At 52.1% G+C, this 24,268-nt stretch carries 23 protein-coding genes and 2 tRNA genes; 13 read left to right on the forward strand and 12 right to left on the reverse strand.

What is annotated here, in order from left to right; genetic code table 11:
* Window positions 1-37 precede the first annotated feature (37 nt).
* Entirely contained in the window at window positions 38-646 is a 609-nt protein-coding gene (locus tag ACJMNB_RS10675) for a PadR family transcriptional regulator (protein ID WP_405342267.1), read from the reverse strand.
* A 282-nt stretch (window positions 647-928) separates the two neighbouring features.
* Entirely contained in the window at window positions 929-2,788 is a 1,860-nt protein-coding gene (locus tag ACJMNB_RS10680; protein ID WP_405342269.1) for a phosphoenolpyruvate carboxykinase (GTP), read from the reverse strand.
* Between the two features lie 270 nt (window positions 2,789-3,058).
* On the opposite strand from ACJMNB_RS10680, the gene glgC reads away from it, so the two are divergent.
* Complete coding sequence (gene glgC, locus ACJMNB_RS10685; protein ID WP_298770368.1) at window positions 3,059-4,309, forward strand: glucose-1-phosphate adenylyltransferase; 1,251 nt, start codon at window positions 3,059-3,061, stop codon at window positions 4,307-4,309.
* Between the two features lie 95 nt (window positions 4,310-4,404).
* On the opposite strand, the gene ACJMNB_RS10690 is transcribed toward glgC, so the two are convergent.
* Both ACJMNB_RS10690 and ACJMNB_RS10695 read right to left on the reverse strand, forming a co-directional pair.
* Complete coding sequence (locus ACJMNB_RS10690) at window positions 4,405-4,806, reverse strand: hypothetical protein (RefSeq protein ID WP_405342271.1); 402 nt, start codon at window positions 4,804-4,806, stop codon at window positions 4,405-4,407.
* A gap of 150 nt (window positions 4,807-4,956) precedes the next feature.
* Entirely contained in the window at window positions 4,957-5,769 is an 813-nt protein-coding gene (locus ACJMNB_RS10695) for a hypothetical protein (RefSeq protein WP_405342273.1), read from the reverse strand.
* A gap of 145 nt (window positions 5,770-5,914) precedes the next feature.
* On the opposite strand from ACJMNB_RS10695, the gene ACJMNB_RS10700 reads away from it, so the two are divergent.
* The 4 genes from ACJMNB_RS10700 to trmFO are packed head-to-tail and all read left to right on the forward strand — an operon-like array spanning window position 5,915 to window position 9,683.
* On the forward strand, window positions 5,915-6,754 hold the full coding sequence (locus ACJMNB_RS10700; protein ID WP_405342275.1) for a NifU family protein: 840 nt from the start codon (window positions 5,915-5,917) through the stop codon (window positions 6,752-6,754).
* A 47-nt stretch (window positions 6,755-6,801) separates the two neighbouring features.
* A complete protein-coding gene (locus tag ACJMNB_RS10705) occupies window positions 6,802-7,887 on the forward strand; it encodes an IMP cyclohydrolase (protein ID WP_405342319.1) in 1,086 nt (361 codons plus the stop codon).
* A 9-nt stretch (window positions 7,888-7,896) separates the two neighbouring features.
* Window positions 7,897-8,352: a hypothetical protein gene (locus ACJMNB_RS10710; RefSeq protein ID WP_405342277.1), complete on the forward strand. Its 456-nt coding sequence runs from the start codon at window positions 7,897-7,899 to the stop codon at window positions 8,350-8,352.
* The gene (gene trmFO / locus ACJMNB_RS10715) at window positions 8,352-9,683 is read left to right on the forward strand and encodes a methylenetetrahydrofolate--tRNA-(uracil(54)-C(5))-methyltransferase (FADH(2)-oxidizing) TrmFO (protein WP_405342279.1); all 1,332 of its coding nucleotides are present in this window, start codon (window positions 8,352-8,354) and stop codon (window positions 9,681-9,683) included. The genes ACJMNB_RS10710 and trmFO overlap by 1 nt, the downstream gene beginning before the upstream one ends.
* Window positions 9,684-9,950: 267 nt before the next feature.
* Here the strand turns inward: trmFO and ACJMNB_RS10720 are convergent.
* Both ACJMNB_RS10720 and ACJMNB_RS10725 read right to left on the reverse strand, forming a co-directional pair.
* Window positions 9,951-10,024 (reverse strand) — tRNA-Pro (locus ACJMNB_RS10720).
* Between the two features lie 88 nt (window positions 10,025-10,112).
* Window positions 10,113-10,185, reverse strand: a tRNA-Lys gene (locus ACJMNB_RS10725).
* A 126-nt stretch (window positions 10,186-10,311) separates the two neighbouring features.
* On the opposite strand from ACJMNB_RS10725, the gene ACJMNB_RS10730 reads away from it, so the two are divergent.
* Complete coding sequence (locus ACJMNB_RS10730; protein WP_405342281.1) at window positions 10,312-11,322, forward strand: hypothetical protein; 1,011 nt, start codon at window positions 10,312-10,314, stop codon at window positions 11,320-11,322.
* Window positions 11,323-11,334: 12 nt separating this feature from the next.
* Window positions 11,335-12,084 (forward strand): hypothetical protein, encoded by a 750-nt coding sequence (locus ACJMNB_RS10735; protein ID WP_405342283.1) that lies wholly within the window; start codon window positions 11,335-11,337, stop codon window positions 12,082-12,084.
* A gap of 54 nt (window positions 12,085-12,138) precedes the next feature.
* On the opposite strand, the gene ACJMNB_RS10740 is transcribed toward ACJMNB_RS10735, so the two are convergent.
* Genes ACJMNB_RS10740 through ACJMNB_RS10760 form a run of 5 tightly spaced genes read right to left on the reverse strand, consistent with a single transcriptional unit; the run spans window position 12,139 to window position 16,159 of the window.
* Window positions 12,139-12,588 carry a hypothetical protein gene (locus ACJMNB_RS10740; RefSeq protein WP_405342285.1) on the reverse strand — a complete coding sequence of 150 codons (450 nt, stop codon included), beginning with the start codon at window positions 12,586-12,588 and terminating at the stop codon, window positions 12,139-12,141.
* Window positions 12,588-14,381, reverse strand: coding sequence for an NrfD/PsrC family molybdoenzyme membrane anchor subunit (nrfD, locus tag ACJMNB_RS10745; RefSeq protein ID WP_405342287.1), 1,794 nt, complete (start codon window positions 14,379-14,381; stop codon window positions 12,588-12,590). The genes ACJMNB_RS10740 and nrfD overlap by 1 nt, the downstream gene beginning before the upstream one ends.
* Window positions 14,381-15,268, reverse strand: coding sequence for a 4Fe-4S dicluster domain-containing protein (locus ACJMNB_RS10750; RefSeq protein ID WP_405342289.1), 888 nt, complete (start codon window positions 15,266-15,268; stop codon window positions 14,381-14,383). The genes nrfD and ACJMNB_RS10750 overlap by 1 nt, the downstream gene beginning before the upstream one ends.
* 22 nt (window positions 15,269-15,290) lie before the next feature.
* Window positions 15,291-15,818 (reverse strand): cytochrome c3 family protein, encoded by a 528-nt coding sequence (locus ACJMNB_RS10755; protein WP_405342291.1) that lies wholly within the window; start codon window positions 15,816-15,818, stop codon window positions 15,291-15,293.
* A complete protein-coding gene (locus tag ACJMNB_RS10760; RefSeq protein WP_405342293.1) occupies window positions 15,815-16,159 on the reverse strand; it encodes a c-type cytochrome in 345 nt (114 codons plus the stop codon). The genes ACJMNB_RS10755 and ACJMNB_RS10760 overlap by 4 nt, the downstream gene beginning before the upstream one ends.
* 108 nt (window positions 16,160-16,267) lie before the next feature.
* Between ACJMNB_RS10760 and ACJMNB_RS10765 the strand changes: the two genes are divergently transcribed.
* The 6 genes from ACJMNB_RS10765 to fabF are packed head-to-tail and all read left to right on the forward strand — an operon-like array spanning window position 16,268 to window position 23,676.
* Window positions 16,268-17,089: a hypothetical protein gene (locus ACJMNB_RS10765; protein ID WP_405342295.1), complete on the forward strand. Its 822-nt coding sequence runs from the start codon at window positions 16,268-16,270 to the stop codon at window positions 17,087-17,089.
* Between the two features lies 1 nt (window position 17,090).
* Window positions 17,091-17,654, forward strand: a complete 564-nt coding sequence (locus ACJMNB_RS10770) for a manganese efflux pump MntP family protein (RefSeq protein WP_405342297.1) — start codon at window positions 17,091-17,093, stop codon at window positions 17,652-17,654.
* 27 nt (window positions 17,655-17,681) lie between these two features.
* Window positions 17,682-19,841 carry an NAD-dependent DNA ligase LigA gene (gene ligA / locus ACJMNB_RS10775; RefSeq protein ID WP_405342299.1) on the forward strand — a complete coding sequence of 720 codons (2,160 nt, stop codon included), beginning with the start codon at window positions 17,682-17,684 and terminating at the stop codon, window positions 19,839-19,841.
* 51 nt (window positions 19,842-19,892) lie between these two features.
* Complete coding sequence (locus ACJMNB_RS10780; protein ID WP_405342301.1) at window positions 19,893-20,663, forward strand: DUF2334 domain-containing protein; 771 nt, start codon at window positions 19,893-19,895, stop codon at window positions 20,661-20,663.
* Between the two features lie 20 nt (window positions 20,664-20,683).
* The gene (locus ACJMNB_RS10785) at window positions 20,684-22,405 is read left to right on the forward strand and encodes an AMP-binding protein (RefSeq protein WP_405342303.1); all 1,722 of its coding nucleotides are present in this window, start codon (window positions 20,684-20,686) and stop codon (window positions 22,403-22,405) included.
* Between the two features lie 20 nt (window positions 22,406-22,425).
* Complete coding sequence (gene fabF / locus ACJMNB_RS10790) at window positions 22,426-23,676, forward strand: beta-ketoacyl-ACP synthase II (protein ID WP_405342305.1); 1,251 nt, start codon at window positions 22,426-22,428, stop codon at window positions 23,674-23,676.
* Between the two features lie 32 nt (window positions 23,677-23,708).
* On the opposite strand, the gene ruvX is transcribed toward fabF, so the two are convergent.
* Window positions 23,709-24,122 carry a Holliday junction resolvase RuvX gene (gene ruvX / locus ACJMNB_RS10795; RefSeq protein WP_405342307.1) on the reverse strand — a complete coding sequence of 138 codons (414 nt, stop codon included), beginning with the start codon at window positions 24,120-24,122 and terminating at the stop codon, window positions 23,709-23,711.
* Between the last annotated feature and the right edge of the window lie 146 nt (window positions 24,123-24,268).

Here is a 24,268-nt window from a genome sequence, read left to right on the forward strand (position 1 = left end):
ACGCGGTAAATATAGAAAAGTCAGAATGCGCTGTTTACTAAACATCGCTCTTCTGATTCGGTTTCACAAAATCTCTATTCCCAAAGTTGATATAAAAGTATCCGTTCAGTTTGCTGCTGCGAACAGGGTCGCGCAAAATTCCAATCGCGGCACGCACGTACTTGAGCTCCACCAGAATGTGGTCGCGGCTCATGCAGTTGAGGAACGGACCTTCGGCAAAAAGAGTCGGACGCGGTTCTTCGGCAATCATCTGCTCCAGACGTTCCACTTCTTTCACCAGGCGACGTTCATGGGCTTCCAGCGAACGAATCAGCTCCTTTTGGTCAGAGCCAAACAGGAACGCAAATCCCAGCGTTCTCGGGTCGTCGTTAAAGCCGGTCAAATGCTTGAGCACTTCCTTGCGCAAGGTTTCTCTACCCTTTTCGGTAATCGAGAACACTACACGTTCCGGACGGTTGCCGTCACGAACACTCTGGCCCGCGATGTCACCGTGTTTTTCAAGCGTAGCTAGCCTGTTGTAAACGGTAGATGTGCTGAGGTTTGCCCAGCGGTCCAATTCGCGGTTACGGACCTCGGTAATGATGTCGTAACCACTGCGCTGCTTCTCCAGGATCAGTCCCAGAAGAACCAAGTCATAACGATTCATATTTTACCCTCTTCTTCTTATTCCACAGAATTTCATCTGTTAGATTATTCCAATTTGGAATATAACTAAAAATTGGGCCCCGTGACGAAATTTTTTCAAAAAATGCTTTTTATACATAAATTTTTTCTATAGATGTAAAAAAGAACCGCGGCCAGCCATATAGCTAGTCGCGGTTTCTTTTAAGGATTTTCCGTTAGGAAACGATTATGCCTGGCGCTCTTACGAGCGCAAGCCTTTTGCCTCGGTCATGGACAAGCAAGCTTGTCCGCGACTCTCGGCTTATTAGGCTTTGTTCAGACGATCCTGGATCATGTCGATGATGTCGGAGAGTTCCTTCGGGAGGTGAGCGCCGAACTTCGGATAGTGATTTTCCTTAACGTCAGCGAGTTCCTTCTTCCAGCCTTCCACATCAACCTTGAGGATTTCCGGGAGGGTTTCCTTGTAGTAGTCAGCGAGACCATCGGTGTTGAGGGTCTTCGGCATGTAACCGATAGCGGTTTCAACAACGTTGGAGTTGTCGCCGTTGCAACGGTCGAAGATCCAAGCGAGCACGCGGCTGTTGTCACCGTAACCCGGCCACATGAAGCCACCCGGAAGCTTTTCGTTGTTGGCATCCTTACGGAACCAGTTAACGTAGAAGATCTTCGGGAGCTTGTCTTCAGAGGACTTCTTACCGATTTCGATCCAGTGCTTGAAGTAGTCACCCATGTTGTAGCCGCAGAACGGGAGGATTGCGAACGGGTCGCGACGGATCTTACCGACTTCAGCAGCGTTGATGGTGGAAGCAGCGGTGATTTCAGAACCCACGATGGAGCCGAGGAACACGCCGTGGTTCCAGCTGAGGGACTGGTGAACCAGAGGAATGGTAGACGGACGACGACCACCGAAGAGGATAGCGTCGATAGGCACGCCAGCAGGATCTTCCCATTCCTTAGCAATGCAGGGGCACTGGTTGGCAGGAGCGGTGAAGCGAGCGTTCGGGTGAGCCATTTCTTCGCCCTTCGGAGCCTTGTCCTTCGGGAGAGCGTCACGGGTATTGCCCTTCCAGTCAACGAGCTTGCCAGTTGCCGGGTAGCCAATGCCTTCCCACCAGATGTCGCCATCTTCAGTGAGTGCGCAGTTCGTGTAAATGGTGTTCTTTTCTGCAGAGATAAGAGCGTTCTTGTTGGATTCTGCAGAGGTGCCCGGAGCAACGCCGAAGAAGCCGGCTTCCGGGTTGATAGCATAGAGACGGCCATCCTTGCCAAACTTCATCCATGCAATATCGTCACCGATGGTTTCGACCTTCCAGCCCGGGATAGTCGGGATGAGCATGGCGAGGTTCGTCTTACCGCAAGCAGACGGGAATGCGCCAGTCACGTACTTGACTTCGCCCTTCGGGTTGGTGAGCTTGAGGATGAGCATGTGTTCAGCGAGCCAGCCTTCGTCGCGAGCGAGAACGGTAGCGATACGGAGAGCGAAGCACTTCTTACCGAGGAGGGCGTTTCCACCGTAGCCAGAACCGTAGGACCAAATGAGCTTTTCATCCGGGAACTGGGTGATGTACTTGTGTTCGACGTCTGCGCAGGGCCAGATACCGCCGTCGGTTTCACCGTTGTTGAGCGGCTTACCAACAGAGTGGAGGCAGGGCACGAATTCAGCGTTCTGGTCGGCATTGAGAATGTCGAGAACCTTCTTGCCGGCGCGAGTCATGATGTCCATGTTGAGCACGACGTATTCAGAGTCGGTCAGTTCGATACCGTTCTTGGAGATCGGAGAACCAAGGGGGCCCATGCAGAACGGAATCACGTACATGGTACGGCCGTGCATACAACCCTTGTAGAGGCCCTTCATGGTTTCCTTGAGTTCCTTCGGGTCGATCCAGTGGTTGGTCGGACCTGCATCTTCTTCCTTCACGGAAGAAATGAAGGTACGGGATTCGACGCGAGCCACGTCAGACGGAAGAGAACGGAACAGGTAGCAGTTTTCCTTCTTGGCGAGCTTCGTAGCGAGGCCGGCCTTAACGCACTTCTGCATGAGGGCGTCATATTCTTCCTTAGAACCGTCAACGACGACGACGTTGTCCGGTTCGCACATTGCGATGCATTCTTCAACCCAAGCCTTGATCTTGTTGTGCTTGATGTCGTTGAGTGTAAGACTCATATAGGAACTCCTATTTGGTTTAACGTTAAGTTTCGATAATTTCGAACGCGGTTAAATTTACAAAAAATAAAGTTTAAATTGCAGGGGCTTTCATAAAAATTTGAACGAAAACACCCCACCCGTCCGCCACACGCAGTCTGCCCTGTACAGACAAACGCAAAAAAAATCGATTTTTTTTGTAAAAATCTTTTCATTTTGCCTAAAATTACATAAATTAGGCTTGTATACACGAAAGGGGCATTTTTCCCCTGAATACAAGGTTATAAATATATGAGTTGGTCTTATTCTAGAGAACACCAGAAAAACATCCTTTGCATGATCATGGCCGGTGGCCAGGGCAGCCGTCTGCAACCCCTCACCCGCGACCGCGCCAAACCGGCAGTCCATTTTGGCGGAACCTACCGCATTATCGACTTTGTGCTGAACAACTTTATCAATTCCGGCATCTTCAAAATCAAGGTTTTGACCCAGTTCAAGAGCGATTCCTTGAACAAGCACATCTCTGCCGCCTGGAACCTGAACGCAAGTCTTGACCAATACGTGGACCTGGTACCTGCCCAGATGCGCACCGGTGATGACTGGTACAAGGGTACTGCCGACGCCATTTTCCAGAATATCAACTTGATTACCGACGAACGCCCGGACTTGGTGGCTATTTTCGGTGGCGACCACATTTACAAGATGGATATCAACCAGATGATTGATTTCCACCTGAGCCGCGCCGCCCTCTTGACCATCGCCGCTATCCCGGTGCCGGTCTCCGAAGCCCGCGAATTCGGCATTATCGAAGTGGATGCCGACAACCGTATGATCGGTTTCGAAGAAAAGCCCAAGAACCCCAAAGAAATGCCCGGCAATCCCGGCTACTGCCTCGCCAGCATGGGCAACTACATCTTTACGAGCAAGTTCCTGGTGCGCGAACTCTTGAAGGGTGCCGAAAACGGCGCGACCGACTTCGGCAAGCACATTATCCCGAGCCTTTACAAGGACTACCCCGTTTACGTGTACGACTTCAACACCAATATCGTGCGCGGCGAACAGGCCAGCACCAAGGGTTACTGGCGCGACGTGGGTACGCTGGACGCATTCTTCGAAGCAAACATGGACCTTTGCTCCGAAAACCCGCCTTTTGACCTTTACAACAACTACTGGCCCATCCGTACTTTCAACTGGAACCAGCCTCCTGCAAGATTCTTTGCCGGCGACGGCAACGCCCATCAGGGTGCCGCCATCGACTCCATCGTGTCTTCGGGCTGTATCATTGGCGGTGGCACCGTTGTCAAGAGCATCCTCTCCCCCGGTGTCTCTATCCAAAAGGACGCCCTGGTGGAAGAATCTATCCTCTTCCCGAACGTGACGATTGGCCCGGGTGCCAAAGTGCGCCGCGCCATCATCGAGAAGGGCCTGCACATTCCGGCCGGCTTCCAGATTGGCTACGACTTGGAACGCGACAAGAAGCTCTTCCACGTGACCGAATCCGGCATCGTGGTGCTTGCGAAGGATACGATTATCAAAGCCTAGCGCAACACTAAACGCAATAAAGCCGAGCGGTCTTAAAAAGCCTCCCGAACGGGAGGCCTTTTTGATGATTCACTATTTAATTCCAATTAAAAGACTTAATAATCACCATACTCTTCAAATTCAGCTTCCATTTCCTTACAGGACTCTTCAGCATCAACCCTCATCTCTTCGATAGTTGCATCTTCTGCATCCGTCGTATAAGTATGTGTATTGCCATCGCATGTGCCGCCACCGAATTGACGTTTCAAGTACTCACAAGTTTCATCTACTTCTGACGATGTAAAGCCTTTTAAAGTTGTAGAGACCACAAGCTTATCGCCCTGGAGAGTAGCTTCAGTCGACATAGATTGACCCATATTGCTCATGACCATCGTCACGGAATTTGCGTCGGACGTAACTCTACAAGAAAAATCATCAGAGCTACTAGAATCACCACAAGCAATGAGGCCAAAAGCGGCAGTAAGGGAAAGGGCCAGGCCCAAAATTTTCTTTTTCATTTGAAACTCCTTTTAAAATGACTAGCCGAAAAATATCTTTTTTTTATTAAAAAATCAATACCTTTTATAGAAATGTTGTCTGTAGCATCTAAATTAAGACAAAAGCCTCCCAGATGGGAGGCTTTTAGGGGATTTTAACAGAATTAGGGACTATTCAGCCGTTGCGCCACCGGCTCCACCGCCGAAGTTGCCACCACCAAAATCACCAAAGTTTCCGCCGCCGAAATCGCCGAGATTGAAGCCTCCAGTGCTATCACCGCCAAACATGTTGCCAAAGCTAGACATGTCTATAGTCCATTCGCCATCCTTACAGACATAGGTCATAGCTATCATGCCGCCCATGGATTCTGTTTTCGTGGCACCTTCTTCGTCGCACTTGTTGGCTTCAGCAGTTGCCGTGGAGTCATATTCCCATTTACCGTTCTTGCAGACAGACACGTAACCCATCTGGCTCTGAGTCGCCCCCTCTTCGTCACAAGAGAACATGTTCGCAATGGAAGAAGAATCAACGGTCCACTGGCCATTCTTACAAGTCTGCGTGATGCCGCCCATCATTTCTTGAGTAGCACCTTCTTCATCACACTTCATGTAATCCGCGTAGTTGAAGGTTGTATCCATAGTAAAGGGATTTTCCACTTCGCTGGAAGAGCTTGCGGCCGAAGGTTCCGTATCGGTTCCCGGATTCGTTTCTGTTCCAGAATTGCTTTCTGAACCAGAATTAGTTTCTGTACCCGTGTCGGACTCATTGTTGCCACCGGCATTCTGAGATTCCTGAGTCGTTGCACCTTCTTCGCTAGAAGAACTTACTGCAGTCTTGTCACCGCCATCATTGGAATCACTGGAGACGATGTTCTGGGTTTCACCCTTGGAATCGTCACTGCTTGCCGATGCGGAATTTTCACAAGCCATGAAGGTGAACACTGATGCAGCAAGAACTGCAAAGCCAATTTTTTTGAAATTCATAAATTCACTCCTTTCTGAATTCTTCGGGAAAATTATTTTTTCGTAAGAAAAAAGGTCCTTTTTTACGGCAAAAACTGTTGTATGATTCACCAACATCATCATACAAAAAAACACAAAACAGCCTATTTTTTCTAAATTTGGGCACATGAGCGAAGAACTGTGCGCAAATTTATCGAAAAAGTTACAAGAATTAGCCAAGGCCCCCAAGTACCGTGGAGCCATTTTCCAGATTGAAGCCGACGAAAAGGGACTTGCCCTCGTAGACGTGAAGGAAGCTAGTCTGAAGGTCTACTTGATGATCGATCCGGAATGCGACAAGATTCTGGAAACAAGATTCTTTACCTACGGCGGCCCAGTGTTTACCGCTCTTGCAGACACATTCTGCAAGAAGATCCAGATGGTTACCGTAGACGAAGCCTGCGCCATTACCGCCGAAAGCCTGGAACTGGAACTCCGCGACACGCCGGATGTGCCGGCCATTGCCGCAAACGCACCCGAAATCAAGCAGATGAATACGCTGATCCAGCGCATTCTCGAGACCTACCCCGAAAAGAAGGGAACGGCTATCCTGGTTCGTGAAAAGATGGAACGCATCAAGTATCGCACCCAGACCGCCGAAGGCCGTGCCGAAGCGGATGCCGAATGGAACGCCCTGACGAAGATCCAGAAAATCGAGAAAGTAGAAGCCTGGCTGCACCAGTCCGTCCGCGGCATGCTGCAGGGCGACGGTGGCGACGTGGAAATTCTTGATCTCACCGAAGACAACCGCCTGAAAATTCGTTACCAGGGTGCCTGCGCCGGTTGCGGCTCTGCCATGGGTGGAACGCTCTTCTACATCGAAGACGAACTCAAGAATAACGTCTATTACAACCTGATTGTGGAACCCGAAGACCCGCTGGACAACTTTACGCCGAACGAGATGTCCGATGCGGACCGCAATTTAGCCGGGTTGGACGACAACAATCCTCCCCCGAGTCTGTTCTAACCCCCATGTCATCCCCCGCGCAAGCGGGGATCTAACAAATAGTTTTTATATTAAAGTTTGAAAACAACAAAGGAAACCTTATGTCCGAAGAACTCGTTTTGAAATTCGTAGACCCCGTGCCGATGCGCTACGGCGAAAACTCCCACCAGTCCGCAGTGTTCTACCGCGACCCGACCTGCACCGAAGCAAGCCTCGCTACCGCAAAGCAGCTCTGGGGTAAGGAACTTTCTTACAACAACATCGTTGACGCTGACGCCGCCCTCGAAATGGCCCGCGAATTCGCAGAAGAAAATGCCGTTGTTATCGTAAAGCACATGAACCCCTGTGGCCTTGCTACCGGCAAGACCCTCCGCAACGCCATGGAAGCTGCTTGGGCAGGTGACCCGGTGTCGGCGTTCGGTTCCGTCATCGCCGTTACCCAGAAGGTGGATCTGAAGACCGCCGAATTCCTGAAGGGCAAGTTCGTTGAAATCCTTCTCGCTCCGGCATTCGACAAGGACGCTCTGGAATTTTTGAAGAACAAGTCCAAGGACATTCGTCTCCTTGAAGTTGGCAAGATCAAGAAAGCCACCAAGATGAAAGTTTACAAGCACGTCATCGGCGGCATGCTCGTCCAGGACCGCGACGTCGACGTTTACGAAAAGTTCGAATGCGTCACCAAGAAGAAGTTCGCAAAGAACAAGGAAGCCCTCGCCCGCTTCACTTGGATCGTGACCAAGCACACCAAGAGTAACGCAATCGTCATGGGCTACGAATACGCCCGCGGCTACTTCCAGGTCATCGGCCTTGGCCCCGGCCAGCCGAACCGCATCGATTCCAACCTCCGTCTTTGCCAGCCCCGCGTCCGTGACAACGTGGCCCGCATGAAGGCCGCCCAGAAGTTCTTCAACGAAAAGGGCAAGTGCATCGACAAGGCTGGTCTCAAGGCTCTGGAAAAGAAGGTGTTCAGCGAAGTCGTCATGGGCTCCGACGCCTTCTTCCCGTTCCCGGACAATGTGGAAGCCGCTGCCAAGGCTGGCGTCCAGTACATCGTGCAGCCGGGTGGTTCCAAGAAGGACAACCTTTCCATCGAAGCTTGCGACAAGCTTGGCGTGGCCATGGTGTTCACCGGCATGAGGCATTTCCGCCACTAAGGGTCGCCTATGGTTCCTACCTCCCAAAGGGAAATCAATCAGCGAGAAAAGGATCTGTATTACACGGTCCTTGGCTTTCTGAAGAAGATTCGCAAAGCCGGCAAGACAACCGCGAAAGAGTGGGACGAATACCGTTCCGCTATTAAAAGGGTTGCCATGACCGCCGACATGGGTAAGGCCGCTGATTTGTGGACCATGGACAACCTGGACCAGTTCAGTCCGGACAAGAGCCAGCTTCCGCCGCTCAACGACATGGAATACGTGGCACGCGTGTCACCGGAATTCCTGTCGCAGCTTATGGAAGCGCTCTATTACGGCATGCTGAACCCCACGCAAGCGAATATGATTTCTGACGAGATTCAGGACGCCGACCCCGAGTTCGTGACTTCGGCCTCGCTGGAAGAACTTTTGGTAAAGCTCTGGATCGGAAACGCCAAGAATTACCGCAAGACGGTGATGAATTAATGAATGAACGCGTACGTGTAATCGGCGGAGGACTCGCCGGATGCGAAGCGGCTTTGCAACTCGCTAGCCGCGGTTTTAAGGTGGATTTGTACGAAATGCGCCCGGTCAAGCCGACGCCCGCCCACAAGGACGGCCACCTGGCCCAATTAGTTTGTTCCAACAGCTTTAAGGCTTTGGGCATTACTAGTGCCCACGGCCTTTTGAAACAGGAACTCACCATGCTGGGGAGCTTTTTGCTGGACTCTGCCCGTGAGGCAGCCGTACCTGCAGGCGATTCCCTGACGGTGAACCGCGACATCTTTAGCGAATCTGTCGAGAAAAAGATCGCGGAATCCCCGAATATCACGTTACATCGTGAAGAAGTTACAAGCCTGGAAGGCGACTGCCCCACTCTGGTGGCCGCAGGGCCTTTGGCAAGTGATACGCTGGCCGACGACATTTTCAAGCGTCTCGGCAGCAACCGTTTGCACTTTTTCGATGCCATCGCTCCCGTTATTGAAACGGACAGTATCGACTTTAATCACGCCTTCTACCGCAACCGCTGGGAAAAGGGCGAAACGGCAGACTTTATCAACTGCCCGCTGGACAAGGAAACCTACGCCGAATTCGTGCGCAAGCTTTGCGAAGCCGAAAGCACGGAACCTCGCCCCTTCGAAAAGAACGAGTTGTTCGAAGGTTGCTTGCCAGTGGAAGAAATGGCGCGTCGTGGCTACGAAACGTTACGCCACGGGCCCATGCGCCCCATAGGGCTTGGGCTTGGAAACGACGGTCATTTGTGGTATGCCGTGATTCAGCTCCGCGCCGAGAACAAGCAAAAGACTTTGTTCAATATGGTGGGTTTCCAAACGCGCCTCAAGTGGGGTACGCAGAAAGAAATCTTCACCATGGTGCCGGCACTGCGCAATGCAAAGTTTGCGCGCCTGGGCTGCATGCATCGCAATACCTTCATAGAATCACCCAAGTTCCTGGATAAAACGCTCCGCCTGCGTCCGGATCTTGAATGCGCCAAGGGAATTCCGCCTACATGGTTTGCAGGCCAGATTACCGGAAGCGAAGGCTACACCGAAGCGGTTGCTACCGGCTGGTATGCCGCCTGGAACATGGCGCAGACCCTTTTGCACGGACACGCAGACCCACTGCCCGACGAAAGTTGCATCGGGTCGCTGATGAACCGTCTGGTGGAAGAAAACGAAGACTTCCAGCCCATGAACTTTAATTTCGGGCTGCTTCCCCACCATGAGGGCCTCAAGAAAAAAAATAAAAAAGAGATTCTTGCGGCAAGAGCTGAAGAAGCCGTGAGGAAGTGGATTGCGGATAGGAAACTGGTTTAAAACAGAGCGGGCGGTCAATGACCGCCCAAAATTGTTTATGAGTTTTGGAGCGCCTTCGGCGCAGGGGTAACCAGATTCGTTCTTGCCGCTATTCGGCTTTGCCGAGCGGCGCGAACCCTACGGGCTACGCCAATAGGCGTAGCGCAAAATTCGCCTTACGCACTCTCGCTGTTCGTGCATAGGCTAATTTTGTCGAACTGACTTCGCAGTTCGATCTGGCGTACCTTAGATACGAAAAGAGGACCCCTACAGGGGTCCTTTTTCGTATCGGGGTAGCCAGATTCGAACTGACGACATTCTGCTCCCAAAGCAGACGCTCTACCAGGCTGAGCTACACCCCGAGTGGCACAAATATAACAAAAAAATTGTCGTTGAACAACAAATTCTCAAAAAAGAAAAACCGATTCTGATAAATCAGAACCGGTTTCCTGAGCTACGAAGGGCTCGAACCTTCGACCCACGCCTTAAAAGGGCGTTGCTCTACCAACTGAGCTAGTAGCCCGAACGCACCCAAATATATTAAACGTTTCGTCTTTTGTAAAGGCAAAATCCCCTTTTATACGTAAAAATTAACGCTTTTTTGAGGATTTTTCCGCCCGCAGGGCAACAATATTTGTAAATTTCAATCATGAATTTCAAACACTTTCTGACAACGGTCTCGGCACTACTCGCAATCCCTGTAGCAAGCCATGCCTATTTCACTCAAGGCGATGCCGGACAAGAAGTGTTTTCTTTCATCAATACCTTTGATAGCCCCCGCAATGCTGCACTAGAAAAATCTGCCGGTGCCGGAGTTTCCACCGACCCGACCATCACGCAGCTGAACCCGGCCGCCATCATTATGCCCGAAAACAAGAACCACATTGCATCGGTTCACTGGCAGACAGGTGACATGGCCGAAAATCAGGGCAGCATCTACTACACCGGGCATATCGACAAGTATATTTTCCAGGTATCCTACAACTGGCTTTCTTACGGAAGCATCGACGGTTACGACGAATACGGCGAAGCTACAGGCAAGGCATACGAGCCCTTCAGCCAGCTGGCTACAGCCACCTTCGCCTTCCCGATGAAGCATTTCCGTTTCGGTGCGACGCTCAAGTTCGCATCCGATAAACTGACAGACGAATCTGGAGACCGTACCGCCTTGGGTGCAGCTTTTGACTGGGGTATTTCCTGGCAGTCCCAAAGCAATCGTTACGGTTTAGCCTTGATGGCACGTGATTTCGGATGCCTGCTTCGAGACTATGTGGACGACGGCGATGACGAATACTACCCCATGTCCCAAACCTTTGCCATTGCAACCTACTTCAGACCCAAGCTGCTCCCCCGCCTGACGGTCTTTGCAGATAGCGACTTTCCGCGATACCAAGAAGCATTCCTGAGCTTGGGTGGCGAATACGCCCTGGGCCAGCACTTCTTTATTCGCGCCGGTTTTCAACGCACTTGGCTTGACTTGATTCGCGACGCCAAGGAACTCATGGCCTCTGAAGACCGCCCGGACGAAACCAACAACGCCCACATGTTGAGCGCCGGTCTCGGCTACGCCATGGACCTTTTCTCGCTGGATTACGGATTTTCGTACCTGGCCGAAGGAATGGGCCACGAGCACAGGCTCGGAGTTCGAGTGAACTTCTAATTCAGGTGTGCGATGCGGCAGTTTGACGTCATTGTACTTGAAGAAAACGCCTCTCCCTCTGTTAAATGGATTCCCCCTTTTGAAGACCCTGCTTTAGGGTGGTTTCGTAATTCAGACTGGAACCAGTCCCTACAAAGCATAGATGCCGAATGGGTGGTTTTCGCCTACCCCGCAGCAAAAATCGACCGCGACTTTCTGAACAACTTGGCCGAGGTCATCGAAGGGTTCCCCATGGTAGACGCCTTCGCTCCGAGATTGAAATTCGAAGGGCATTTTTACGGTGGGTTGCTGCTTAATGGAGCCAAGGGCCTTGCTCCGATTTCTGAAAACGAGAAGATGCGGTATGTGGCTGCATCGAATCCCTTGATTGCCGTATTTTCAAGCCGAATCATCCAACGCACGGGCCAGTTCGACATGGAATTGCCTCCAGAATTCAGGCTGATGGATTATGCACTCCGCATGGCTCATGCCGGCGGAAAAATGTTCAGCGTTCCCTACCTGGTGACGACTTTGGAAAGTGACTCGGCAAGCCTTGTAAACGGGCTTTATTTGAAGGATAAAAACGCTGTCGCTCCGTTGTGGGAAATCTACTACAAAACGCTCCCCATCTCTTTCTTGATAGGGTTCACGTTCCGTCATCTGACTACGATTCCCAAATTCCTGGGATTCGACAAGGACAAGAAACGTCGGCAGTTCAAGCGAGACAAGGCAACTGCGCTCTCGAAGTTCCGTGCAGAATATTTAAAAGAAGTCTCTATTTAGAACAAGTTTAAATTGAAATATATGGATCCTGACTGCTTTGCGTCTAGGATGACTTTAGAAGAATACCCAGACGGCGAGCCAGAAGACCATCAGGCAGAATTCCATCTCTTTCGAAATCTTCGAGAGGAACGTACTGCAAAGAGTCATCCCCAAGACCGCAAGGATACGGGTCCAAGCGATATCGATGCCGCGGTAATACAAGGCAATACCGCCAAAGAGTTCAATCCAGCACCAGAGCGATTGCGACAGCACCAGGTAACGCCTGCGGTAAAGGGGCAGCGACGTGGTCGAGAGGCAAAGGCACAAAGCCAGCATGCGGAATGGGTAATGCTCCAGTGTCGGATCCGCAGAGATGTCACCGGCAAGATATGTGAACAGGCTAAACAGAACCAGGAATCCGGCAAGAAGCGCTCCATTACGGTACGGCGACGAGCCCTTGCGCCACAAGAACATGGCGCAACCGAGAGCAATCAGGCAAGAAAGTGAATTGGCAAGAGGAGTCATTACTCACCCTCCTTTACCGATTCGGGAGCCGACTCTTTGGCAAGCGTTTCGGCAAGCTGCCGCATATAATTCACCAGCCCAAGGGCTTCTTCAGGAGTCAAGCGGCCCGCATAGGGGTTCATGTTGACACGGCCATTCAAGATAACTTTAACAAGGGAATCGACGCCCAAGCTATCGAGCCTTTGCACACTCAACTTTTGAGGAAGCGGGTAAAACTCCCGGACAAATTTTTCATTGAAGCGGCCGTCTGTCCCATGACACGTGGCACAGCGGGCATTCCAAATGAACTTAGAATCTTGGCTATGGTTCAGGGAGGCAATCGTTAACGAGGCCTGGGATTCATTGGATTTTTGCGAAGCGCCGCCCGCAAAGAAGGCTCCCAAACAGGCCGCCAGCAGCACAAACAGCACCATGCACAGCGTTTTTTCACGGCGGGTCATGACGAAAGATTTTTCCACCAGATACGCACGGATGCACAGAGTAACGGCAGTCACCGCTGCAATAATCGGATACAAGAGCGGAATCACGTTGGCAATGGAAAGATCCACATTGGCAAAAACGCTTTGCCCCCAAGCCCAAACCACAAACAGAATCGCTGCCGCAAAACCCACTAGCAAGGGGAATCGCAGCACATAGTATTCTTCTGAAGACCAGGGCTGAATGTAGAAGCCTTTTTTAGGTTTTACAACGCCGCGCAAACCCGTAGAATTTTCTTTTTCAAGTTCTTCTTGCTCCGCTTCGGCCAAATCGGTTCCATCGACTTCGCCAAAGTAAGAGCCAGCCCCTTCCATATTGCGGTTCAAGAAACGGCGAATTCCGAAGAAAAGCAACACAAATCCGCCCACCGAGAACGCCACAAGCCCCCAGTCGATCCAATTAAAGGGCGACGATGCCTGCAAGCCAAATTCCGGCGAAACGATGTAAACTCTTTCAAGGAAAAGACCTACCAAGATGCTCACGGAGAAAGCGATTCGGCCCCACTTGTTTTCGCGAATAATCGAAACCATACGGAACTGAGGAAGAATTCCGGCAAATACCAGAGCCCACGTGCAAATGGAGCCTTTGAGCATCAAATCCCAAATCCAGATGGCGCAGAGAACCCAGGTGCAAATGAGTTGCAGGCGTTCCAAGAGGCGTACGCGGTAACCTTCAGCGCAAATCAAAAGGTTCATGAGCGCAAGGCCAGAAAGGATTGCCCCCGCGATAAAGTAAACCGGGAAGAACGCCCCGCGCCACTCCGGCACAAATGTCGTCGCAAAATCCAAGCTCACCACCGTATGCACCCAGAGCACCAGCGGGAACAAGAGCCACGCCAAGGGCTTGCGGTAACGTTCCAGCAGCGGGTTCTCGCGGGATTTCAAATGCACGCCAAAGAACAGCAGCGACAAAAGCGCGTACACCGCAATGCAGCAGAAGTCCCAAACCAGAGGCGACCGCACGTTGGCGAAGTTGCCGCGGGCATCGAGGAAGGGGGCCACCATGTAGAAGTTATCGATGACGCCTAAATGCATCAGCGGGAAGATTCCCGCAAACACGAGGCTCACCAGCGTAGATAGTTCCGCAATCAAGGCCGTGCGACGATCCAACTTGATATCCAGCGCGAGGAAAATCGCCGACAGGAGCGTGCCGGCATGGGCAAGCCCAATCCAGAAAACAAACAGGCTGATAGGCGTACCCCAGAAGGTACGAGAATCCACCATCCAGGCAAAAGGACCCTGATAAATCGAATAACCCAGCGCATACACGCCCGGCAAGAACAGCGCAAGCCCTGCAAGCATCAAGTACTTGAACATCAGCGCCTCCCCCGCATAAATACCACGGAAGGATCAAGGTTCGCAAGCTCACGGGGCGCGTAAAGGACGCGGTTCTTGGTAAGCTTTACCAGCGGAGATTTATCGTCTAACCAGTTTCCAAAGATGATTGCATTTTTGGGGCAAGCTTCGGCGCAAGCGGTTTTGACACCGCGGCCACGCCACTCGGCGTCTTGAGTTGTTGCACCGACGTTAAGCTTTGACTTGAAAGCGAGGCGGTCGTTTTGCAGGCGGTGCAGGCACAGGCTGCATTTTTCCATGACGCCCTGGTCGCGGAGCGGGACTTCCCTGTTGAATTGGCGAGCAAGCCCCAGCTTTTGAGCATCGTTAAAATTGAACTTGCGGGCCTGAGCCGGGCAGTTCGCGCCACAGAAACGGCTTCCGGTGCAGCGCTTGTACATCATGGCGCTGAGGCCATCGGGAGTGTGGTTAGCAGCCCCCGTCGGGCATACGCGCTCGCAAGGGGCGTTGCCACAATGAGCGCACATGAAAGGGGCGTCGCTGCGCATTTCGATCCAGTGCATAAAGCGGTTGCGTGCAGCGTCTTCAGCAGGCACTAGCGGCACGTTATTTTCGAGGTTGCAGGCCAGAATACACTCGCCGCAGCCGTCGCACAAGTCTAAATCGATAGCCATCCCGAAACGATTCTGGGGCGAGGCTCCCGGAATCTTGAGAGCACCCGGGGTCGGAATTTTCACGAGGTCCAGCGTTTTTTTCGCCTGAGACATGGCGAGCTTGACTTCGTCTTCGAAACGCTTGAGGCTAGGAAGGTCGCCCGCCACTTCGCTAAAGGGAATCTTGCGGCACCCAAACAGGAGCCCCATGACTGCCACCAGCGAGCAACTCTTGATGAATTCGCGACGATCCATACCCATAAGATACCTTCAAGCGCTAGCGGTGGCAAGCGGCGCAATACGTGGCCGCCGGTTTAAAGCCTTTTTCTTTGAAAGTCTGCCCGCGATGGCACATGAGGCAGGTCTGCATGTCAAATTTTTCGCCGCCGTAACGGTTCAGCCTGTGGCCCTCACCATGGCAGTCGCTACAAGCGACCCCAGCCGCAGCATGCACGCCATGATGGAACACCACATGTTCCGGCAAAAGGCGCTTGTGAGACCAAGGCTGGTCATCGGCTTTGGCCAGCATGGAATCCAACGTTTCAATTCCCGGATTTTCGGTAAGCGGTAGGCGGTGGCAGTCCATGCAATCCGCCTTCGATGGCATGTAGGCGTTCTTTACCGAACGGGAACCCGTATGGCAAGCGGCACAATCCATGCCGATAGAATCACCGTGCAAGGCGTGGTCAAAGGGAATCGGGCCCGGAGCATGTTCAGGAACACTCGGCTCCCCCATCAAGAAATCCGCCAAGAAAAATGCGAAAACGACGCCAAATACAAGCAATGCCCACTTGAAAGACGTCATTTCGGTCTCCCCGGGTCATCTGGATTCTTTAAAATGTACAGGAGCCAGGCCGTCATCATTTTAGCCTGATCTTCCGTCAGCGGAGTGATGTCCATGGCAGGCCACTGTTCGGGGTGCTGCGGTGTGGGGTGCATCAGGTAACGCACCATGCCTTCCGGATTTTCAGCGTAATTTGCCACATTGTCCCGCATCGGGGGTGCAGCAAACTTGCGTGCCCAGCGGTGGCAGGCCTTACATTCGTTATTGTAATATTCTTGGGCGTCGCGTTTTAATTCGGGCGTAACCGGCGGAAGCACGGACAAATTCGTAACAGCATCTACCGCAAAAAGCGTACATGCCACTCCAAATACAATTGCTGCAACGCGCAAATTCACTAAAACACCATCCTTACAGGGCAAAAACCCCACATATCAAATATATGTTTTTATTTTTACGTGTAGGAGACACAAATGAAAAAGATTCTATTTAGCCTAATGATTATGGCAATTTATGCTAGCGCGAATACTTGCACCGAAGCGGTATTTGAAATATCCAAGCCAAGCCTTTATATTCCAAAGGATAAACCGCATATTGATTCTGTTTTTTCTTCTCAGACTTTAAAGGTTTCAGATACACTAGAATACGCACAAGAAATATTTAAAAAACGCATCTACAACAATGGTTATCTTGAAAAAGAAATTGACGGCTATGTTGGCGACATAAATTATGAATATGCTGAGACGTATTATTACATATATTCTAAGGACGAAAGTGTTCTTTCTGGAAATGGCATTGAAATACTATTCTCAGATTCAACATCCGGTGACACAAGTATTTGGCATCTAAAGTTCAGTTACAATGGTTCTTTTGAACAAGAAGACTATTATAAGGTCACAAATTCATACATAGCTAATTTAAGCTATAGTCTTGATCACAAACCTTTGGAATATCTAACTGAATTTTTTTTTAGAAACGATACACTTGTAGAAAAAAACACCGACAACAACAGTCATGGGTATGAACAAAAAACAGAATTCACTTACTTTGTAGAAGATCCCAAAGATGATAAAAAATGCTACAAATACGAAAATGATTCTTTAATTGACACACTAGTTTATCATCCTAAAGAAAACGGTTATTCCATTGTGCTTAGTCATGAAAAAGCCTTCAGAGAAATTTTCATGATTTACCCCACCGGCACTACCGCCATCAACAAGCGCCGCGCTCCGGTAAAGATTTCGCCCAAGGCTCGCTACTTCGATTTGCTGGGCCGCTACAAGTTCACAAAGTAAAATGAGCATTGTTGAAATCATCATTATCGCGATTGTAGAAGCCATGGATTGCTTCGCAGTCGCCGTTTCTACAGGTCTTGCCAAATCAGGAATCCGCTACAGCCGCGCCTTTATGCAGGCTGTGAGTTTCGGCGTATTCCAGGGCGGCATGACATTGCTTGGATTTTTCCTGGGTGGCTTTGCAGAACGCTGGTTCAATGCAGTGGGCACACCCATCGCCTGCACCATCCTCTGCATCTTAGGCGGGCGCATGATTTGGGGTGCTATCCGTGGAGATGCGGGCGAAGAAGAAGGCGAACAGATTGCCGCCAAGAACTTGACCGTCGCAAACATTCTGCTTTTGTCCGTTGCCACAAGCATCGACGCTTTTGCCGTCGGGATTTCGTTTGCATTCATCAACGCCAACATGGTATTTGCCACCAGCGCCATTGCCCTTGCCAGCTTTATCATGGGCATTGTGGGCTACGAAATTGGTCGCCATACCGCCAAACGATTCAAGACCAAGATTCCTGAAATCGTCGCAGGCGTTATCTTAATCGGCATCGGCGTCAAAATGTTCTTTTAAGCCCATAAACTTGCTATATTGGTAAGTATGGACCAGAAAGAAATTGACCGCACCCGATATTTTGAGCTGAAGAAACAACTGGAAGAAGCTAGCCGCCTGTATTATAAAGACGGCATTTCGCCCATGAGCGACCAGGATTTTGACTTCGGTCTCAAGGAGATGGAAGCTCTCGAAGTCAAGTACCCAGAGCTGCGCGGCAAAGATTCCCTGACCCAACGCGTAGGTAGCGACCTCACCAACGACTTTGCGAAGGTCACCCACGCTGTGCCCATGCTCAGCATTGCAAACGTGTACAGTGCCGAAGAAATGGCTGAATTCGTGAAAGCGGCTGAAGATGGAATTGCAAGTTTAGACGAATCGACTCAGGGTGGATTGCTTCGCTCCGCTCGCAATGACGTGTCTAAAAAATGGATTTGCGAACGTAAAATTGACGGGGTGTCGCTTTCGATTGTTTACGAAAACGGAAGATTGAAGCAAGCGGCCACCCGTGGCGATGGCGTGCAGGGCGATGACGTGACCTTGAACGCGCTCACGATTGCTGACATTCCCGAAACTTTGGACGCGAAGAAGCTGAAGATTGACCCCAGCGAAATTCCGCAGGGCACCTTCGAAGTCCGCGGCGAAGTCTATATGGAACGCGAAGCCTTTGAACGGCTGAACGAGCAGTTCATTCTAGAAGGCAAGAAGATTTTCCAGAACCCGCGCAACACGGTTTCGGGATCCCTCAAGCTCAAGAGCGTTGCCGAATGCAAGACGCGACCGATGCGTTTCTTTGCCTACCACATTCCGCAGAGCAACAACGCGACCCACGAAGAGAACCTGCAGCAGTTGAAAAGGCTCGGGTTCCATACGAATGATTTTTGGAAGGCCGATTCCGTCGACGAGATCATGAAGATTTCCGAAGACATCGGTGCTAGCCGCGACAGCCTCCCCTTCGAAATTGACGGCATGGTGGTGAAGCTGAACGACCTTGCCATGCAGCGCGAATTGGGTACCACCAGCAAGAGCCCCCGCTGGGCTATCGCCTACAAGTTCAAGGCCGAGCGCGCCTACACCCCGCTTCTTTCCGTGGAATTTCAGGTGGGCCGCACCGGGGCCGTGACTCCGGTAGCAAACCTCGCCCCCGTACGCCTCGCAGGCACCACGGTCAAGCGCGCCACCCTCCACAACTTTGACGAAGTCGCCCGCCTGGACCTCCACTTCGGCGACACCGTCGGCGTCGAGAAGGGCGGCGAAATCATCCCGAAAATCACCGACGTCAAGAAAGAGCTTCGCCCGGCCGGGGCCGTCCCTGTGACCGCCCCTGAAAAATGCCCCGTGTGCGGCGAGCCGCTTACCCACATCGATGGCGAAGTCATTCTCCGCTGCGAAAACATGCACTGCCCAGCACAAGTGCAATGCCTCTTTGAGCATTTCGTGAGCCGCGAGGCCATGAACATCGAAAACCTGGGCCCCGCCCTGATCGCAAGCCTCATTGCCACGGGCAAAATCAAGCGCATTCCGGACCTGTACCGCCTCACCCTCGAAGACCTGGAATCCCAGGAACGCATGGCCAAGAAGAGCGCCAAAAACGTCTTCGACGCTATTGCCGCCTCCAAGGAGCGTAGCCTCGAAAATCTGCTGCACGGTCTCGGCATCCGCTTCGTGGGCCGCACCAGTGCCCGAAACTTGGCCAAGCATTTCCGCAACCTCGAGGCGATCCGTACCGCCACCGTCGAAGACCTGCAAAACGTCACCGACGTCGGCGAACGCATCGGAAAATCCGTCTACGACTTTTTCCACACCGAGCGCTACACCAACGAAGTCGACGAGCTCGTAGCCCTCGGCTGCCCCACCGAATTCAAGGGCGTCGTCAAGACCCTGTTCCAGGGTCAAACAGCCGTCATTACCGGCACCCTCCCCAACATGGACCGCGACGAAGCCCGCAAGCTTATCGAAGAAAACGGCGGCAAAGTCAGCGGCTCCGTGAGCAAGAAAACCAGCTGGGTTTTGGCCGGCGAAGCCGCTGGTTCCAAGCTCACCAAGGCCAACGAACTGGGCATTCCTGTGCATGATGAAGCCTGGCTTTTGGCACAAATTGCTTACGCAGATGCCGAAAACGCTCAAGAATCGCCAAAAACAGAGATCCCTGCTTCCGCGGGGATGACATCCTCCCAAAACGAGCCCCTTCAAACAAGTCTTTTCTAGCCATATTTTCTATATATATGGGCGAAAAACAACCTCAACCAGGTTATCCCTATGGAAATCAATAAGGACATCGCTGACATCCGCGCCGCCGAAGAAATTTTGCACAAGAAGAAAAAGTATCTGCTGTGCTACCATAATTTCAATGTGAAGAACTGCAAGAAATCTGCCGAAGAAATCCGCAAGATTGCCGCTGCAGCCGGTTCCCCCATTTCGATTGCCGTGGTACCCTCTATCGGAGGTGTTCCTGAATCCGAAGCAGACGCTTTCCGCGAAGAAATCGGCAAGTTCGTGCAAGAAGGCTATGAAATCTTGCTCCACGGAGTCCGTCATAACGCCGACCTGTTTATCAAGCGTAACCCCATAGGCAAGTTCGCCCTCTCCATTTCTAACAATGGGGCCGAATTCGCCGGACTCAACAAGAAACTTTCCCAGATGCTTCTGAACCGAAGCATCGCCCTCTGGAAGGCCCACGGCTTTGGCCGCCCGGCAGGCTTCATTGCCCCGGTATGGCTGGACAACAAGCACCTCAAGAAGCAGGTTCTTGAACAGTTCAACTTCTACGAAGACATGTTCTATATCTACCGCAAGGTCGGAAACCGCGTGAAGCAGGCCTTCTCGCAGATTCTCACCTTCTCGGTGATTCCGAAGCCCCTGCTCGGTGCCATGCAGATTTTCTCTAGACTCGCCATTTTGCTCTACCGCGGCACACCGCGCTTGGTGTTCCACGCAGGCGACATGCAAGCCATGGGTGAAGAGAACCTGCTTTCCCTTGTTAAATTCGCCTCTGCCAAGCGCGAAAAAATCATGTACGGTGATTTGTAGTACCACGGGAGAGACACACGATGATACTCAACAAATTTCTAGAACGTACAGAGTACACCTCATACGAGGACCTGTACAACAACTTTAAGCTGACAATCCCCGAAGACTTTAACTTTGCCTACGATGTGGTCGATGAATACGCCAAGACCGAACCCAAGCGCGAAGCTTTAGTCTGGGTCGATGACAACGACGAAAGCCACATTTTCACCTTCAGGGACCTTTCCATCGCCTCCCAGCGCACGGCAAACTTCCTGAAGGATCAGGGCGTCAAGAAGGGCGACCGCGTGATGCTTATTCTGCGCCGCCGCTATGAATTCTGGTTCTTCCTTTTGGCTCTGCACCGCATCGGTGCCATCGCCATTCCGGCAACCAACATGCTGGCCGCCGAAGACCTGGAATACCGTTTCAAGGCCGCCGACATCAAGATGGTGGTTTCGTACGACGACCCCTCGCTCCAAAAAGAAATCGAAACAGCCCGCGAGCACACCCACATCGTAGAAAAGCTGGTAACCATCGGCCAATCCCGCCAGGACTGGATCAACTTCTACGACGAATACGAAATCTGCTCGCCCAGTTTCCCGCGCCCGACCGGCGAAGAAGCCACCCACAACGACGACATCATGATCGTCTACTTTACCAGTGGCACCAGCAGCAACCCCAAGATGGTTGCCCACACCTTCAGCTACCCCCTTGGCCATATCGTGACCGCCAAGTACTGGCAGAACGTGGTCGACGGAGGCCGCCACCTGACCGTTGCCGAAACGGGTTGGGCCAAGGCTCTCTGGGGCAAGATTTATGGACAGTGGATTGCCGGTTCTGCCGTATTCACCTACGATATGAACGTGTTCATTCCGGGTAAGCTCCTGGAAAAAATGCAGGAATACAAGGTGACCACCTTCTGCGCGCCGCCCACCGTGTACCGCTACATTTTGCAGCACGGCGTCGAAAAGTACGACCTTTCGAGCCTCAAGTACTGCACCACCGCCGGCGAAGCGCTGAACCTGGACATTTACAAGAAGTTCTTTGAAAAGACGGGCCTCAAGCTCCACGAAGGCTACGGCCAGACGGAACTGACGCTCACTACCGGCAACTTCGAATGGATGGAAAGCCGCCCGGGTTCCATGGGCAAGCCCTCCCCCGGTTACCGCATGGACATCGTGGATGCCGAAGGCAAGAGCTGCGGTCCCGATGAAGTCGGCGAAATCATCATCAAGATTGACGAAGGCAAGCCCTTTGGCATGTTCGGCGGCTACTACCGCGACGCAGAACGCACCGAAAAAGTCTTTGAAGGCGGCGTTTACCATACCGGCGATACCGCCACCCGCGACAAGGATGGATTCTTCTGGTTCGTAGGCCGAACCGATGACTTGATCAAGAGTTCCGGCTACCGCATTAGCCCCTTCGAAGTGGAAGAAGTGCTCCACAAGCACCCCGCTGTGCTCGAAGTGGCCGTGACCGGCGTAGAAGACAAGTCCCGCGGCCAGGCCGTGAAGGCAACCGTGGTGCTCCAGAAGGGTTACGAAGCCTCCAAGGATTTGGCCAAGGAAATCCAGCTGTTCGCCAAGAACGTGGCCGCCTCTTACAAGAGCCCGCGTATCATTGACTTTGTGTCGGAACTGCCGAAGACCATCAGCGGAAAGATCCGCCGCGCCTCTATCCGTGACAAGGATAAGGACGAAGCCGCCGCTAAGGAAGCCACCAATGCCGCAACCACTCCGGAAACCGAAAAGAAAGAAGATTAACCAAAAACCATTTAAAATTCATGACTAGAAGACGTATCGTTATCACTGGCATGGGAGCCGTGACTCCCATTGGAAAGAACATTCCTGATTTTTGGAAGGCCATTCAAGAGGGCAAGTGCGGCGTAGGCCCCATTACCCTGTTCGATGCAAGCACCAACCCGGTGAAGATTGCAGCCGAAGTGAAGGACTTTAAGCCCGAAGAACACGGCATTGACCCCAAGGAAGCTCGCCGCATGGCCCGCTTCACGCAGTTCCTGCTCGCCGCCTCTAAGGAAGCTGTGGCCGACGCAAAGCTTTCTGCCGAAGATCTGGCCGCTGACACTACCGGTATCGTTGCCGGTACGGGCCTCGGCGGTATGGACATTATCGATTCTACCTACACGCAGTACATGGACGGCGGCAAGCGCAGGGTTTCCCCGCTGGCTATGCCCCAGCTGATTCCGAACGAAGCAGGCGCTAACGTGTCTATCGCCCTCGGCATCACGGGTCTCGCCCACACCATTTGCACCGCTTGCGCCTCCGGTACCGACGCCATCGGCGTTGCCCTCGACGCCGTACGTTCCGGCCGTTTGGATATCTGCCTTGCCGGCGGTTCCGAAAGCGGAATTACCGACTATAGCATCAAGAGCTTTGCAGGCATGCACGCCCTTACCGACAAGTTCAACGACTGCCCCGAAAAGGCCAGCCGCCCCTTCGACAAGGACCGTTCCGGCTTTGTGATGGGTGAAGGCGGTGCCGTGCTCGTTCTCGAAGAATTGGAACACGCCAAGGCCCGCGGCGCCAAGATTTACGCCGAACTCGCCGGCTACGGTGCCTCTGCCGATGCTTACCACATCACGAGCCCGCGCCCGGGTGGAGAAACCTGTGCCAAGGCCCTCACCCGCGCCATCAAGGACGCAGGCATTGCCCCCACGGACATTGACTACTACAATGCCCACGGTACTTCGACTCATTTGAACGATTCTACCGAAACAGCCATGCTCAAGATTGCGCTGGGCGAACACGCCTACAAGATCAAGGTGTCCAGCACCAAGAGCATGACCGGCCACTGCGTGGGTGCTGCAGGCGTCTGCGAAGCCATCGTTTCCACGCTGGCGATTCGCGACTCCTTCTACCCCGCGACCATCAACCTGGATTGCCCCGATGACGATTGCGACCTGGATTACGTGCCGAACAAGGGCGTGCCGGGCAACATCGATGTCGCGGCCTCCGCCTCACTTGGGTTCGGCGGCCACAACGGTGTCGTGATTATCAAGAAATACAAGGAATAAAAGAGATGCCCGATCAAATCGGGCATGACAACTTAAGATTGTTCATCCAACCATCTTTGGAGAATAATGGCGGCGGCGAGTTGATCGATCACCGCCTTATTCTTTTGCTTTTTCTTTTTACTGAAATGGGCGGTGCGTTCCTGCGCCTGGACGCTGGAATAGGATTCATCCTGCGTGTACACCGGAAGGTTCGGGAAACGCAGTTTCAAGTCCTCGATGAACTTCTCCACCACCACATTCTTGCCATCGGTACGGCCATCCGGATGGTAGGGCATCCCCACTACAAATGCGTCAATTTTGTTGATTTTGACCAATTCATCGAGGCGGACAAACAGATTTGTCGTCTTCTGGTCAATCGTTTCACGCGAAAAAGCCATGCGGAATTCGGAATCGGCAAAGGCCACTCCGACGCGGTGTTCACCATAATCAAGGGCTAAGTAGTTCATCGACCACAATATAGAAATTGCATCAGCACGGGTTTTAACATATATATGGGCTTCATTTAGGGATTTTTTCAAAAATTCCTTGTTCAAATCGTTTTAATCTTTATATTTTTCATCTTGGATTTTTCACTTTTGGCTCCAAATGGGCT

Source organism: Fibrobacter sp. (genome assembly GCF_045131395.1).
Taxonomy (GTDB): Bacteria; Fibrobacterota; Fibrobacteria; order Fibrobacterales; family Fibrobacteraceae; genus Fibrobacter.

Coding starts and splice junctions, on each gene's coding strand:
- ACJMNB_RS10675 (WP_405342267.1), bottom strand. CDS start 646: ATGAATCGTTATGACTTGGTTCTTCTGGGACTGATCCTGGAGAAGCAG.
- ACJMNB_RS10680 (WP_405342269.1), bottom strand. CDS start 2,788: ATGAGTCTTACACTCAACGACATCAAGCACAACAAGATCAAGGCTTGG.
- glgC (WP_298770368.1), top strand. CDS start 3,059: ATGAGTTGGTCTTATTCTAGAGAACACCAGAAAAACATCCTTTGCATG.
- ACJMNB_RS10690 (WP_405342271.1), bottom strand. CDS start 4,806: ATGAAAAAGAAAATTTTGGGCCTGGCCCTTTCCCTTACTGCCGCTTTT.
- ACJMNB_RS10695 (WP_405342273.1), bottom strand. CDS start 5,769: ATGAATTTCAAAAAAATTGGCTTTGCAGTTCTTGCTGCATCAGTGTTC.
- ACJMNB_RS10700 (WP_405342275.1), top strand. CDS start 5,915: ATGAGCGAAGAACTGTGCGCAAATTTATCGAAAAAGTTACAAGAATTA.
- ACJMNB_RS10710 (WP_405342277.1), top strand. CDS start 7,897: ATGGTTCCTACCTCCCAAAGGGAAATCAATCAGCGAGAAAAGGATCTG.
- trmFO (WP_405342279.1), top strand. CDS start 8,352: ATGAATGAACGCGTACGTGTAATCGGCGGAGGACTCGCCGGATGCGAA.
- ACJMNB_RS10730 (WP_405342281.1), top strand. CDS start 10,312: ATGAATTTCAAACACTTTCTGACAACGGTCTCGGCACTACTCGCAATC.
- ACJMNB_RS10735 (WP_405342283.1), top strand. CDS start 11,335: ATGCGGCAGTTTGACGTCATTGTACTTGAAGAAAACGCCTCTCCCTCT.
- ACJMNB_RS10740 (WP_405342285.1), bottom strand. CDS start 12,588: ATGACTCCTCTTGCCAATTCACTTTCTTGCCTGATTGCTCTCGGTTGC.
- nrfD (WP_405342287.1), bottom strand. CDS start 14,381: ATGTTCAAGTACTTGATGCTTGCAGGGCTTGCGCTGTTCTTGCCGGGC.
- ACJMNB_RS10750 (WP_405342289.1), bottom strand. CDS start 15,268: ATGGATCGTCGCGAATTCATCAAGAGTTGCTCGCTGGTGGCAGTCATG.
- ACJMNB_RS10755 (WP_405342291.1), bottom strand. CDS start 15,818: ATGACGTCTTTCAAGTGGGCATTGCTTGTATTTGGCGTCGTTTTCGCA.
- ACJMNB_RS10765 (WP_405342295.1), top strand. CDS start 16,268: ATGAAAAAGATTCTATTTAGCCTAATGATTATGGCAATTTATGCTAGC.
- ACJMNB_RS10770 (WP_405342297.1), top strand. CDS start 17,091: ATGAGCATTGTTGAAATCATCATTATCGCGATTGTAGAAGCCATGGAT.
- ligA (WP_405342299.1), top strand. CDS start 17,682: ATGGACCAGAAAGAAATTGACCGCACCCGATATTTTGAGCTGAAGAAA.
- ACJMNB_RS10780 (WP_405342301.1), top strand. CDS start 19,893: ATGGAAATCAATAAGGACATCGCTGACATCCGCGCCGCCGAAGAAATT.
- ACJMNB_RS10785 (WP_405342303.1), top strand. CDS start 20,684: ATGATACTCAACAAATTTCTAGAACGTACAGAGTACACCTCATACGAG.
- fabF (WP_405342305.1), top strand. CDS start 22,426: ATGACTAGAAGACGTATCGTTATCACTGGCATGGGAGCCGTGACTCCC.
- ruvX (WP_405342307.1), bottom strand. CDS start 24,122: ATGAACTACTTAGCCCTTGATTATGGTGAACACCGCGTCGGAGTGGCC.